We start from the raw sequence: 14,980 nt of genomic DNA on the forward strand, positions 1-14,980 counted from the left end.
ACAAAATTAAATTTTTGAATTCACCGACTAAACCGTTTAAAATTAAAAAGATTTTGATGAAAAGGCATCATCCAACGACCGCCGGCAAGATAAACAGCGGCAATATCGGTCTAAATGAGCAACGGTTATATAGTATATCATCCGTAAAGTTTTGAAATGAAATTTCAATGATGTATATTTTTATTTAATGATGTGTATAAATATTATAAATCTTATATAGCCGTTAATTGTAAATTCTTACGCTCTTCAAAGAAGAATTTAAAAGAAGAATAAAAACAGTCTGTTCAACGTTTTCTTTTAATTCTCTTGATTCTTTTGTCTCTCCATTCATGAAAAGAAGTGATTTTCTTGGATATTAAAAATTTTGTTCTTGAAAATGAAGCCCATGTTCGTCAAAACAAGCGGCTTTACAAAATATTGGATTTTCTATCCGTCACTCTTTTTTTACTTCTCGTGGCGGTTTTGCTAAACATCGGCGACTTGTTTAAACTCATTCCGTTCCTGGAACCGTATGTCGGTTTGTCTCCTGACATTCCATTCTTTCAAATCCGGTACGATACCATCATTTTGTTGTTCATTTGCGCCGGCGTCACGTACGCTGCGCTTTACTTATACCGGCGCTACCGCTCAAAGATTTACATTTGGGTTGGAAAAGTTCCGCCGAAAGATGAAAATTCTTTTGACATCATGGAACGCCTTCATCCGGAATTAAAAGACCGCCTTCGGACCGCCTATGACAATTTAGAGGACAACAATGTCATCGCCGCCGATTTGAAACAACAGATCTCAAAAGACATTGAAGGCATTTCCGGCAAGGAACTCATGAATAAGAAAAAAGCCCGGTCCGGCGCGATTGCCGTTGCAGTCAGCGGCATTCTGCTTTTAGCCATCTTTTTCACCGGTTTTACGTCGCCGATTGATCCGGCTTCCGAGATTACGCGCCGCCTTCCCGATTTTTCGGTGGACCGCCCGGATGTCGATCCGAATAACAACACGACTGTTAATGAAAGCGCATCTTCCGTTGCCGTCGGGACACCGCCCATTTCAGAAGATCCCGGCATCGATATTGATGTGACGTTGCCGCCCGGATCCGGATTCGGGCCGGGGGAGTTGCTCAACGAAAGCGACAACAAAACATTTGAGCCGTCCAAATATTATCCGCCCGAAAGTCTCAGCTCAACGCATTTTTACGATACGTTGCCGGAAGGATACGCGGATTTGATTAAAAATTATTTTGAAAAATTGGCGGAAACCAGCTGATCCGAAAAGGCGTGGATGCCGTTTAAATATCCGGTTCAGCCGATAGATTCTGTTTATAAATCATGAAAGATTTAAAGTTCAACAACTAAAACTTGAAAATGAAAGTAATTGACACGGATAAAAAGAGGAATAAATATGAGCATGGAAAACAGCGTTGGAACAGAAAAACCCCAAAATACGGCGGAATTCCGCGAAAAGCCGATGGAAAGAGCGGAAAACACAATTGAGAATGCTCCTTCGGCAAAAACGTATGAAAACGCGCAGAGAATCTTTAAAACATTGTTTGATGAAATCGGAAAGGTCGTCGTCGGCCAAAACGAAACCGTCGAACAAGTCATGATCGCGATTTTATGTAACGGTCACGCCCTTCTTGAAAGCAACCCGGGTCTTGGAAAAACTTTAACCATTTCCACCATTTCAAAAGTGATTGATTTATCTTTTAACCGTATCCAGTGTACGCCGGACTTAATGCCGGCTGACATCACCGGAACCACCGTCGTTGAGGAACATGGCGGCAGCAAAGTCTTCCGGTTTGAAAAAGGGCCGATTTTCGCCAACATTATCTTGGCGGATGAAATCAACCGCGCGTCGCCGAAAACACAATCCGCGCTTCTTGAAGCCATGCAGGAAAAACAGGTTACGGTTGCCGGTGTCACGCATCCGCTCGAAAAGCCGTTTTTCGTTTTGGCCACCCAAAACCCGATTGAGCAGGAAGGAACTTACCCCTTGCCGGAAGCTCAACTTGACCGTTTCCTTTTGAAAATTTTTGTTCCGTATCCGGAATTTAACGAAGAACTTGAAATCGTCAACCGCTATACGGCTCTTTCCAACCCGACCACCGAGCGCGGTATTACCAAAGAAACTCTTTTAAGTCTTCAAAAATTAACCCGTGAAGTCCCGATTTCAAATGATTTGAAACAAAGAGCGATTCATTTGGTCATGAAAACCCGCGAAGGCGGCACGATTGAATACGGCGCCTCTCCGCGCGCGTCCATTGCTCTGATCTTAACGGCCAAAGCCCGGGCGCTTGTCCACGGCCGAAATTTTGTCAGCGAAGAAGATGTTTACGCGATGGCCTATCCGGTTTTAAGACACAGAATTATCCTGACTTTCGAAGCGGAAAGATCCGGCATGACGCCGGATGACGCGATTAAATCGTTGATTTCAACGATGAGCAAATGAGCGCCGCCACATCGAAAAGACAGGATAGAATGAATAAAGAGGCACGGATCTCAAAAAGACGGACGCAGGCATGAAATATGGCGGACAAAAAACACCAGATTGACATCGAATTCCTCCGGCAGCTCGACCGTTACAACATGTACGTTCGAAAACGGGTTTCTACGGTTTACGCCGGAAACCGGCCTTCGACGCGGATCGGAAAAGGCATCGATACCGTCGGGTACCGGGAATATTACAAAGGCGACGAAATGAAAGACATTGATTGGAAAATTTATTCCAGAACCGAAAAGCTTTACGTGCGCCAATTTGAAGAAGAAAAGACGCTGACAGCGCACATTTTGCTCGACGCCAGCAAGAGTATGGATTATCCGGACAGCGGTATTACCAAATTCGAGTATGCCGCCATGTTCGCAGTGGGCGTTGCGTATATTGTCTCCCGGAAAAATGACAAATATTCCATTTCCACCTTTAACGAAGAAATCGACATCAATCAACCGCGGCGCGGCATTAAAAACCTGCTTTCGATTATCTCCCGGCTTTCAGATCAGTCGTTATCCGGAACAACCGATATTGATTCCGTAACCCACAAATATGAAAAACTCATTAAATCAAGGTCTTTGGTCGTGATCATTTCCGACTTTTTGGATGACATCAATCACATTGAATCCACTGTCAAGCGTTTCTCCGGGAACGACTTGATGTTGGTTCAAGTATTGGACCCGTTTGAACGCCGCTTGCCGATTAAAGGGGATTCCCTCTTTTACGACATGGAAACCGGCACGGAAATGAAAACATTTTTAAGCGATTCGTTCCGCAAAAATTACATCAAAGAATTGGAAGACCATATCGCTCACATTGATCACATTTGCAAAAAATCGGGCGCGAATTTCTATTCCTTCACAACGGATATGCCGATTCTTGAATCTTTCTTAACCACGATTGAAAGGAGCGGATAAAAATGGCGCTTGAACTTCCGTTTATTCACCCGTGGGCGCTCATCGGGCTTTTATCCATCATTCCGCTCATTATTTTGTACATGCTTTTGCCAAAGCCGTTTAAAATGAGCGTTCCTTCCGTCATGTTTTTGATGAAGGTGGAAGAGTCGCGCGATAAAATCTATTCGTCTCTGACGAAGTTGGTGAAAGATCCGCTCTTTTTGGCGCAGCTTCTTGTTTTAATCTTATTGGCGCTGGCTGCCGCCGGTCCTTATCTTCTCTCGATGGAAACGTACAGTGAGGAGCGGACCGTTATTATTTTAGACGCGTCGGGCAGCATGCAAACCAATGGCCGGTTCGACCAGGCCAAAAAAGATGCTGAAAGCCACTTGAGTCAATTCAATACCATTATTTTAGCGGAATCCGTTCCGGTGATCGTTGCCGAAAATGTCAGTGCTTCCAACGCCAAAGACATTTTGAGGGATCTTGACGCCAAATCGGTCACCGCCGATATCGGTTCAGCGGTCGCGTCCGGGGCAAATATTTTGTCAACGGAAGGCGGGTCCATCTATGTTTTCTCCGACTTTACGTCTTGGAGCGGCATGAACCCGCTGGTTGCCAAAAATATGCTCGGAAGCGGCTTAAATATTTCCTATTATGCTTACGGAAGCCCGACCGACAACAATGTGGCGATTGTCAATGGCTATCTTGAAAAATCAAACGGCTCCTACGATTACCACTTTATGGTTCGAAATTATGGAAAATCCACCAAAGAAATATCGGTGGACGTTCTCACCACAAAATCCAACGGCCAAAAGACAAATTCATCTGCCGTGACATTAACCGTTCCCGGAAATGACGTCGCCTCTTTTGAATTTGAGCGAATCGACCGCGGAACGACGGAAGTCCGAATTAAAAACGGCGACGCTCTTTTAGGCGACAACAGTGCGTTTATTTCCATTCCTGAAACCGGCTCGGCGAGAGCGCTTTACATTTATGATTCGGATTCCGGGCAAGATCTTCCCGGATATATTGCGTTGTCTTTACAGCCGGAACTGACCACAACAACCGCGTCAGCCGTTCCGGCCTCCATCTCTCAAGATTATAATTTTGTCGTCGTGGACCTTGGAACCCGGGTTTTAACATCCGGGGAAGCGTCTTCTTTAAACGCCTACGCAAACGGCGGCGGCAATGTCGTGTTTATCGCCGGCGAATATTTGGACCCGAAAAACCAGTCGGCGGACATTTCAAAAATGCTTCCGGTCAAAATTACCGGCGTCAATTCCAGTACTATCGGCTATCCGCTTTATGTTTTGACGACCAACAAGCTGGCGGATGACATGAATTATACCGGCGTTTTCGTTCGAACGTATTTGATTGCGGAACCGCGCGACACGGTTAATTCCTCATACTTAGTCGCAACGCCGGATAAATCACCGGTCATCGCTTACGGGCCTTACGGCAGCGGAATGGTGTTTTACTTTGGATTAAATGACCATGCCGGCGAAAAGGCCTGGAATAATTTCGCCAGTTTCCCGGAGTTTCCCATCTTTTGGGTCCGGCTTTCGGAATTTATTGCCGGGACGGGAGATGTTTCCGAATATAACCTTCCGGCCGGAACCGTTTTGACATTTGCGAATGAGACGACGGTGGTGACACCGGACGGAACCATCAAGACCAACAAGCTGGTCCTGGATACTGCCGGCATTTACATCGTCAACAAAAAAAGCATTGCTGTGAACATGTACAGCGATAAGGAGTCCAATACCCTTCTTGAAAAATTGCAGGGCGTTGACAGCGCCAATTCCGGGTCGGAGCTTCCGACGATGTTTGAGGTCAAAAAAGAGTTGGTTGCCCTCTTTGTGGTTTTGGCGGCTTTGTTTATTTTGCTTGAACTTTACCTGTTGAAGAAGCGGGGGGACATCTAAATGGTCAGCTTCAGTTACCCTTGGGCTTTGGTTCTTTTGATTCCCGTCGTCATTTTGACAATTTATTTTTTCAGAAAGGCAGCCGGGCGAAAGCAAAAAATATTATTCGGGACGCGTGGGATTATTGCCGTTCTTTTGATTCTGGCGATTGCAAATCCGCTTGTGTCGATGAGCGTAACGAAAACGAATGATCATCCGGAATTGGTTTTGGTTTCGGACACAACGGAAAGCATGCGTTATTTCAGAAGCGGAATCGGCCAGGATTTGTATAATTACTTCACGGGAACAATTAACGTTCAATACGATACGCTGACCGGAAATTATACGGCGCTTGGGGAAAAAATTATCCAGTATGCGGACGGCAAAAACAAACTTTTGATTGTGTCGGACGGCAACAGCAACTACGGAACAAATTTGACGGACGCCATCAATTTTTCCAAAGAAACGAACACGACCGTTTCCGCCGTGATTCCGGATTTGATTCAAAATGATTTAAGTGTTGAGATTACCGGCGATAAATCCATCATTGTCGGTAATGAACATGAGTTCGGAATCGTCGTCCGCCAGGCCGGAAATGCCAATGTCAGTTACACTTATGAAGTCTATGCCGATGGTTCTTTGATTGAACGGGGCAGCGGTATTGTCAACGGAACGGAAAAAACAACAACGTTTAACACCCGTTTTTCCAAGCTCGGCGCTCACACGCTTCGGGTGTCTTTGGCATCCGCGGCCGATTCAGATAAAATTAATAACAATTATACAAAATCCGTTTATGTTATCGAAAAGCCGAATGTGATCGTGGTCACATCCGAGCAAAACGCGTCTCTGACGCAGGTGGTTGGAACGCTTTACAATGTGACGGTGGTCACCTCGCTGTCTCAGTTTACGGATTTAGACAAGGCGCTCTCTTCCACAAAAACGGTGGTTATTGATAACATGTACATCGGAAACATCACCGATAGTCAAGTCAATTCTCTTAAAAATTATGTTTCAAATGGTGGCGGCTTGGTGGTTGTCGGCGGTACAAGTTCTTACGGTTATCCGGAAAACAACAGTTATTTGAATTCATCTTTTGAAAAACTGCTCCCGGTGGTATCGATTCCGTCGGATTGGGAAGGAACCCAGGACGTTTTGCTTTTTATTGACGTTTCCGACAGCGGAAATTCCTACGCTTCCAATAACGAAACCATATTGTCCAACATCAAAAAGACTTCTATGAATATCATTGATAATGACTATTTCAAGGAAGCGAATATAACTTATTTGACGATCGGTGACCCAACGCGCGATATTGACGGCGAATTTTATTATATCGGAAACCCGAAAGAGGCCGATGAATTAAAGAAACAGATTGAGGGTTTAAAAACAGGCGACGGGGAAACGGATCTTGTTGACTCGTTTGAAGATGCAGTTGAAGTTTTGGATAACCGATCGGGGCAACCGCTGATCATTGTTATGACCGATGGAAATATTGTCGGGCGTCACACATATTCGGAACTGCTGGCGGCCGAAAATAAAATGAAAGATTACGGCGCAACGATTTTGTACATCAATATTTACACGGGCGGTTCCATTCGTCCGGATCAATTCAGAGACAAAAGTGGAACGCCCTATGCGGAGGATTTGGCGGACGATTATGGCAAAAACGGTGTTTATATCGCCTCTTCAAAAGGTCTTCCGGTGGACCCGGACTTTAAGGATATGCTTGGGAACGGCAGCAACAACAATACAAACCGAACGGAATCCGGCTTGTACATTTCAAACCCGAAACATTTTATCGTTCAAAATCTGGACTTGTCGAATACATCGGTTTCGGGTTACAACAGTGTAACGCCGAAAGCCGGTTCCGACAAATTGGTGATTGCGTCGGATGGCGCTCCGATTTTAACGGTTTGGCGCTACGGTCTCGGACGCGTCGCGTCAGTCACCACGGATAACGGGGTTGGCCGCGGTAATTACTGGGCCCCCGATCTTTACGCGTCTCCCGGCTCAAAAATGATTTCATCGACCATCAACTGGGCGATGGGCGACCCGAATCGGGAAAGCGGTATTGTGATTGACGCGCCGGATACGTCTGTCGGTTTACCGACAACGCTTCGCGCCACGATGTACGATCCCGGAATCCCGACGCTGACGCTTGACGGTAAAAAACTGGTGCTCACGATGGAATCCGAAAATGTGTACACGGCCGAATTGTTGTTCAACCAGTCCGGCATTTACAACATTTCCGGCTATCCGATCTCGGTCAACTATCCGATTGAATATCAGGGAATCGGTGTCAATCCGGACTTCCGAAAATTGATTGAGTCAACCGGCGGGAATATTTATACGGTTCAGGAAGCCAAAGCGTTCTTTATCAAGTCGGTCAGCGACGATACGACTTATAAAGTCAAAGAAGTGGTCAGTTTCAACGTCTACCTCCTCCTTTTGGCGCTGGTGATTTTCCTTGCGGAGATTGTTTACCGCCGTGTGAAAGAGATTAAAGAACTTCGGCGCCTCCATGAAGAATATGAGAATCGTGCCGCAGCCGGTGAAAAAATTCCGACGTATTCCAAACTACATGGGTGGAGTTATATTGACAAAGAGGATGAAGAAACGGAAAAATCCGGGCTTTCAGGCATTACAAGCCGATTCTCCGGTTTGAAATCCAAAATGAAGTTGAAAAAGTAATTCAACTTCAATTTTCTTTTTTGTATGCTGTTGCCTATTTCCGTATCTGAAACAAACCGATGGTTTTTTATAGAACTTTAATCAGTTATTTGTTGTATTTTCAGTTCTTCTCAATTGTTTTAGAGGAGTCATTTTATTCACTCAATGATTTTTATTCAATTCGTTTGTTAATTTTTGTTATTTACCTTACGCTTATCAAATTCAGGAGATTATTTTATGGCAAAAACAGGCCCCATTATTGTTTTAGATCCCGGAAAAGAGAGAACAAAAGGAACGGAAGCGATTTTTATGAACATCACGGCGGCCAAAACCGTCGCGAGCCTTGTTCAAAGTACGCTCGGTCCCAAAGGCATGGATAAAATGTTGATTAACAAACTCGGTGTTGTCAGCATGACCAACGACGGCGCAACGATCTTAAAAGACATCGGCATTGAGCATCCGGCCGCGAAAATGATTGTCGAGGTTTCAAAGACGCTGGAAAGCACCGCCGGCGACGGAACCACAAGTTCGGTGATTCTTTCGGCGGCTCTTTTGGACAAAGCGGAAAAGATGATTAAAAAGGGTTTCCACCCGACCGTTATTATCAAAGGATTCAGAATCGCTGAAGAAAAAGCGCTTGAAATTTTAAATGACCGGGCGACGGCTGTTCAAATCGGAACACCGTCCGGCCGTGATATTTTGAAGAAGGCGGCCATGACGTCCATCACCGGCAAGGCGCCTGACGCGCACAAGGAACATTTTGCCGAAGTTTGTGTGAAAGCGGCTGAAATTATTGAAAACCGCGGGTTTGTGAACGTTCGAAGCGATATCATTGAAATCGTTGAGCTCAACCGCCGGATGGAAGAAACCGAGGTCATTGAGGGCATCGCTCTTTCCACCAACTCTTTGAACAAGAATGCGCCGAGCGTTATCCAAAATCCGAAGATTGCCATCTTAAACACCGAAATTGAGGTGCACAAAACCAAGGTCAATTCTAAAATGGTTGTCGGTTCCCCTGAAGAGCGCAACCGCATCATTGAAAATGAAATGAAAAACATGCTTGACGTTGCCAAACAAATTGCCGATACCGGTGCTAATGTCATTTTCTCAACCAAAATGGTGAAACCGATTGTTTTGGAATATTTCGACAAACGCGGCATTTATGTGTCCCGCCCGATTGAAGAAAAAGACGCTGAACACGTTTCTTATGCGACCGGTGCCAAAATCATTAAAAATCCGCGTGAGATCTCAAGCGATGATTTGGGAGAAGCCAAGTTGCTGGAGCAGGAAGTTAAAAACGGCGGCGGAAAAACATTCATTCGGGACGCCAAACATTCCAAAGTCGCGACCATTATCGTTCGCGGTGAAACACTTCAACATGCTGACAGTGTCAGCACCTGTTTAGACGACGCTTTGTGGGTGGTCAAATCCATTATCGAAGACGGAAAAGTGGTGGCCGGCGGCGGCGCGTCCGAAATGGAAGTTGCGCTTGCGCTTCGCGCTTTTGCACCGTCCGTTGGCGGTTATGAGCAGCGGGTTGTTTCCGCCTATGCCGACGCGATGGAGGAGCTTCCGAAGACGATCATTAAAAATGGCGGTCTTGACGTGATTGACCTGACGATTGCGCTTCGAGCCGCGCACGCTAAAGATAAAAATGCCGGTGTCAATGTCTTTTCCGGAAAAGTCGTGGACATGGAAAACGAAGGCGTTATCGACCCGCTCCGTGTTAAAATCAATTCCATAAAATCCGCAACAGACGCGGCTGTTATGATTCTTCGGATCGATGATGTGCTCCGCGCCAAATACACGCGTGAAATGCCGGAAGTCAAACCGGAACACATGGCGACCACTTACAGCGGAAAAGCGCCGCCGATGATGAATGACCGGCGTTGAAATGAGCAATTTGCTCATTCTTTTTTCATTTTTTATTTCTCTTTCTTTTATTTTTCTCTTTTTTGCATGGCGGAAGTTTTGCGCGTACGGCGTCAAATTTCGTCCGTTTCGGGAAAGAGGCAGGCTCTTTTCCAAAGATTTAAATGAAAACAAATCCTAGTTCGCCATTATGTCATGCTCTAATTTTATATCATCATTCTATTCTTCTCCTCAGACCAAAAGTAAAATGCTTTCTGTTTTCACTTTTGCGCTTTTATGGATGGTGGTGTTTGCCGTTTTTCTGTCTCCTGTTGCCCTAAATGCCGCATCGGCGGCAACCGACATATCGGGGCCGGAAATTATCATTGAATATTTCTTCCAGCCGGGTTGCAGCACGTGTAAAGAAACAACGCCGATCGTTGAAAGTTTGGCAGAAAAATACAACGTGACGCTTGTGAAATACAATGTTGACCGGCCGAAAAATTACGACCTTCTCAAAGAAAAGGGTTATCCGTATGTACCGGTGGCTTATATCGGAAACGAGCGGTTTGAAAACAACAAAATTGAAGACGGCTATCTTGAAAATTATATTCTCAATATCATCAACGGTGAAGTTGTCCCCGATTATTCGAATTCGACAAGTTCTGCCGGCGTTCCGGAAGGGTCGGCCGATATTCTGACGATTTTTCCGTTTTTGTCCATGTTCGGCGACGCTGCCGTTTGGTTTAATGATGTCGTTGCCGGTTCCCCAAGAATGTTTGCGTATGTCCTCGGCTTTTTTGCCGGACTTTCCACGTGCTTAATGGCGATGCTTGGTTTTATTTTTGTGTACACGGCAAGCACCGAAGGAAAATCAGCGCGGGAAGATCAAAATAAAAGAAATTCAAGTACGGATTCAAGGGATGTCGCTCAACCGTCTAAAACTCAACCGTCTAAAGCTCAACCGTCAGATGTTCTAAATAAAGATGCGGATGAAGAGGAAAGCTTATCGTTTGACTTTTTGGACGCCAAAGAAAGCATTCTTCGGGTTCTGGTTTTTGCGGCCGGTCTCATTCTCAGCTATTTGGTTCTCGGCATGATTTTCATCGTTTTTGAAAAATCTCTTTCCGGCACGATTTTCACGCTGTTTGGTTATTCCGTTTCCGGCGCGGACCTCATTTCGATTCTGGTCGGAATTGTTGTTATTGCCATCGGTCTTCATTTAGTCGGCCTCTTTTCGATGCCGGATTCCTGGGATGAAAAATACAAGGAGATTTCCCGGAAATATGTGGCGTCATACCCGGGTCTTTTTGTGCTTGGCATTTTGTTTTCGTTTGTCAAGGTTCCATGCACGTTTCCGTTTTTATTGGTCCTGATTGACAAAACCATTGAAACAGGTTCTGAAATCGGTTTTGCCGTTTCCGTCACCGATCTCGGCATGCTGTTGATTTTCTGTCTCGGCGTGATCACACCGCTGTTGATCGTTGGTTTTTTGGGCGGCTATGCGTTGACCAAGCTCATTCGGAAGTACAAAAAAGAAATTCGTGTGTTGAGCGGAATCGTCTCGATTCTTTTGGGGCTTTGGGTGATGTTCTACTGAAAAATTCGCTGCGCGAATTTTTCAAGGGCGGCGCGGTCCGAAAAATATTAATTCGCTTCGCGAACGGCGGCTGCGCCGCAAAGCCATTCTCATTTTCAGGTTTTTTTATTTTTCAGCTTCTTTTTTTTTCGAATTCTTTTATTTTTATATTCGTTTTTCAAATTTGTTTTATTTTTTATCTTTTATTTTTTCGGCAATTTCCGTCACCATTTCTTCGATCGTTTTGTTATCTCCGAATATGGTTATGTCGGCATATTTTTCATAAAGCGGACGCCGTTCTTCATACAACTCTTCCAAGGTTTGCCCGTCGTGAAGAACGATCCCGCGGGTTGAAATATTTTGAATACGGCACATAATTTCAGGAAAACGGACGCTGAGATACACAATTGTGCCTAATTTTTGGAGGTGTTTCATCGCTCTTTCGCTGTAAATGACGCTTCCGCCGGTTGAAATAATCGTATTTTTCGGAGATATTTCGGAAATGACGTCTTCTTCGATTTTCGTAAAACCGGCAAATCCGAAGTTGTCAACCAAATCTTGAAGCGGGACGCCCCTTTGTTCTTGAATCAAAAGGTCGGTGTCCGAAAAAGACATGCATAAGGTTTTGGCCAGAAGAACGCCGGTCGTGCTTTTGCCGGCGCCCGGCATTCCGATTAAAATAATATTTGATGAAGAGGGCATGCTTTTGGTCATGGTTAAATCCTTTGATTCATTGTGTTTTTGTTTTTATTCATTTTTTATTTGTTTATTTTCATTTGTTTAATTTCACTTACATTCGTTTGGCTATTTATGATTTCTTTTTCTGTTTTCTTTATTTCTGACCACTCGAATAATAAAAATATATATTGTATATATTTTATGTAAATAAGTTATATAACCTATCCCGACGATTACCACATCTTCAAATTCAGCAGGTCAGTCTGTATTTTATTTATCTTTTATTTTTATTTGGTTGGGTTAATTTATGGATCTTATATTGGGTATAGCGCTCGCTCTTGCCGGCTTTTATATGGCATGGAATATCGGGGCCAATGATTTGGCAAACGCGATGGGAACATCCGTCGGGTCAAAAGCGTTGACGATTAAACAAGTTATTATTATCGCGTCTTTTTTCGAATTGACCGGTGCTTTGCTATTCGGGGGAGAAGTAACGGATACAATTGCCAAGGGCATTGTGCCTTTGGATTCTATTATCGCTGTCAGTCCGGATATTGTCGCGGTGGGTATGCTTGGCGCGATTTTGGCGGCCGGTTTTTGGATTACTTTGGCAACAGTTTATAATTTACCGGTTTCAACCACGCATTCGATTGTCGGTTCTGTTTTAGGTTTTGGAATTGTCTGCGCGATTTATGGAATTATCGCATTTTCCGATATTCATTGGGGCGTTATGGTTGGCATTGTAGCCAGCTGGCTCTTGTCTCCTCTTCTCGGCGGTGTGATTGCCTATATTATTTTCTATGTTGTCCGGAAAAAATTCCTGGTCAAAACGGAGGATGTTCCGGGTATTGAGAAAAAATTTATTTTTCTTCAAGTGGTTACGGCTTGTTTCGTTGCGTTTTCCCACGGATCCAATGACGTTGCCAACGCAATTGGTCCGCTTTATGCCGTTTACAACATGTACGGTCCTTATTCTTTCAACTTAATGAACGCGCTTTTGCTGCTCGGCGGTCTTGGAATCGTTGTCGGGTTGGCCACATGGGGGTACAAGGTGATTGATACGGTCGGCAACAAAATTACGGAACTAACGCCGACGCGTGGTTTTTCCGCTCAATTCGCGACAGCTGCCGTTGTTTTGGCGCACAGTTTTGTCGGGCTTCCGATTTCAACCACGCACATTTTGGTTGGCGCTGTCATCGGTGTCGGTTTGGCGGGCGGTCTTTCCGGAATCAATCTGAAAGTGCTCAAAAGTATCGGCCTGTCTTGGATTGTCACCGTTCCGGTTTCGGCCTTGACGTCCGGGATCATCTTCTATATTCTGGCGCTCTTTTTCCTGTAAGAATTTCGCGGGAAATCACGTCAAACATCAGCATCAAATCATCTTGCAAAAGATGATTTTTTGATTGATTTGATTTTTATATGAACAAGTCCTTTAAATCATAGAGTTTAACTTATAATTAAAATTTGATAAATGTTTATTCAATTTCTTGATTTCATTTGAATTCTAGTTTGTTTGACAAATCGGTGGTAAATATGCCTTTCATGCGTTCGGTTTTGGATATTTTTGTCGATTCCCCGTTGGTTCCGTTGGTTGACCATGCCTCAAAAGGCATTGAGTCCGTTGAAGCGCTTTCTCAGATGATGGACGCTTATTTGGACGGAAATGACGCGGAAGTTGAACGCCTGTGTCATCAAATTGATGAATTGGAACACGAAGCTGACAAAATCAAACAAAAATTCCGGACAGAGCTTCCGTCTTCCGTGGTTATTCAATTGGATACGACGGCGCTTCTTAACTTTTTAAAGTCTCAGGATTCGATTGCCAACAATGCCCAAGACGCAGCCAATTGGATGGCGCTGCGCCGGGGAGCCAATCTTCCGGACCAAGTGAAAGAGGATTTTAAAAAATTAATGTTAAAGACGGTGGATTGCATTAACGCATACGGTTGCGTTATCCACGACTTGAAAACGTTGGATTCGACTTCTTACAACAAAACGGAAGTTCTCAAAGTCATCGGTTTGATTCCGGCGGTTGAGAAGTTAGAACATGAAACGGATGTCTGCGAAACGAAAATTCTTCGGGAAATTTTCAAATATGAAAATGAAATCGGCGGCGCCGGCGTCTACCATTTGTCCCACTTGGCGAAATCATTGGCCACGATTGCCGATAAAGCAGCCAGCGCATCTGATTACTTGAGACGGATTTTAGCCAAAAAAATCGGTAAATCGTGATTTTATTTTCTTAATCTTTCTCTTTTTCTTTTTTTTCATTTGTGAGCGACGGCGCGCGCGGTATGGCGACACATTTTCTTTTTGAGCCGTGAAAAACAACCGGCGGTTTTTGAAAAAAAGAATGTCCATTGACTTTTTTTAAATTTCAAGCAAACCATCCCGATTCAATCAGACGCGCTTCGCGTCTGATTGAATCGGATTTCATTCGAAAGATTGGGTACAGCGGCGGCAGATGCAACCTGAAACTGTAAACAGTAGGTGCAATCTGAAACTGTCAGCAGCAGGTGCAATTGGAACCGTAAACGGTAGGTTCAATCTGAAACTGTCAGCAGCGGGTGCAATTGGAACATTAAACGGCAGATGCAATCTGAAACTGTCAACAGCAAGTGCAATCCGAATCTGCAAATAGCCTACCGAAATGCATTTGTTTATGGTAATCCGCAAAATACAAACGCAAAGCGTTTGATTTTGCGGGACGGTTTGCTTGGTTCGTAATAATTTGACCATATATTTTCAGCGACCGAAGGGAGCCGTTCGCGCAGCGAACTTTTTGGAAACAGACTCCCCCCGCCCTTTGAAAAATTCCGAGCGCAGCGAGGAATTTTTGCGGTAGAATTTGCGGGGCGGTTTGCTTGGTTCGTAATAATTTGACCATATATTTTCAGCGACCGAAGGGAGCCGTTCGC

10 protein-coding genes are annotated in these 14,980 nt (G+C 44.6%); 9 read left to right on the forward strand and 1 reads right to left on the reverse strand.

Translation table 11 applies throughout. The features are described from left to right. The first annotated feature begins 348 nt into the window (after positions 1–348). The 7 genes from MsAc7_RS00390 (at position 349) to MsAc7_RS00420 (ending at position 11,405) form a co-directional block, all read left to right on the forward strand. Entirely contained in the window at positions 349–1,260 is a 912-nt protein-coding gene (locus MsAc7_RS00390) for a DUF7502 family protein (protein WP_338102638.1), read from the forward strand. A gap of 201 nt (positions 1,261–1,461) precedes the next feature. After that, entirely contained in the window at positions 1,462–2,442 is a 981-nt protein-coding gene (locus MsAc7_RS00395; protein ID WP_338103429.1) for an AAA family ATPase, read from the forward strand. Between the two features lie 77 nt (positions 2,443–2,519). After that, positions 2,520–3,398, forward strand: coding sequence for a DUF58 domain-containing protein (locus MsAc7_RS00400; RefSeq protein WP_338102639.1), 879 nt, complete (start codon positions 2,520–2,522; stop codon positions 3,396–3,398). 2 nt (positions 3,399–3,400) lie between these two features. Further along, complete coding sequence (locus tag MsAc7_RS00405; protein WP_338102640.1) at positions 3,401–5,305, forward strand: DUF7408 domain-containing protein; 1,905 nt, start codon at positions 3,401–3,403, stop codon at positions 5,303–5,305. Next, entirely contained in the window at positions 5,306–7,975 is a 2,670-nt protein-coding gene (locus tag MsAc7_RS00410; protein ID WP_338102641.1) for a hypothetical protein, read from the forward strand. Positions 7,976–8,191: 216 nt separating this feature from the next. Next, positions 8,192–9,847: a thermosome subunit alpha gene (gene thsA / locus MsAc7_RS00415; RefSeq protein ID WP_338102642.1), complete on the forward strand. Its 1,656-nt coding sequence runs from the start codon at positions 8,192–8,194 to the stop codon at positions 9,845–9,847. A gap of 226 nt (positions 9,848–10,073) precedes the next feature. Then, positions 10,074–11,405: an urease accessory protein UreH domain-containing protein gene (locus MsAc7_RS00420; protein WP_338102643.1), complete on the forward strand. Its 1,332-nt coding sequence runs from the start codon at positions 10,074–10,076 to the stop codon at positions 11,403–11,405. A 168-nt stretch (positions 11,406–11,573) separates the two neighbouring features. On the opposite strand, the gene MsAc7_RS00425 is transcribed toward MsAc7_RS00420, so the two are convergent. Then, positions 11,574–12,098 carry a shikimate kinase gene (locus tag MsAc7_RS00425; protein ID WP_338102644.1) on the reverse strand — a complete coding sequence of 175 codons (525 nt, stop codon included), beginning with the start codon at positions 12,096–12,098 and terminating at the stop codon, positions 11,574–11,576. A 271-nt stretch (positions 12,099–12,369) separates the two neighbouring features. On the opposite strand from MsAc7_RS00425, the gene MsAc7_RS00430 reads away from it, so the two are divergent. Continuing rightward, complete coding sequence (locus MsAc7_RS00430; RefSeq protein WP_338102645.1) at positions 12,370–13,401, forward strand: inorganic phosphate transporter; 1,032 nt, start codon at positions 12,370–12,372, stop codon at positions 13,399–13,401. A 194-nt stretch (positions 13,402–13,595) separates the two neighbouring features. Beyond that, entirely contained in the window at positions 13,596–14,294 is a 699-nt protein-coding gene (locus tag MsAc7_RS00435) for a TIGR00153 family protein (RefSeq protein ID WP_338102646.1), read from the forward strand. Positions 14,295–14,980 lie beyond the last annotated feature (686 nt).

It is taken from the genome of Methanolapillus millepedarum (assembly GCF_032594115.1).
GTDB classification, from domain to species: Archaea; Halobacteriota; Methanosarcinia; order Methanosarcinales; family Methanosarcinaceae; genus Methanolapillus; species Methanolapillus millepedarum.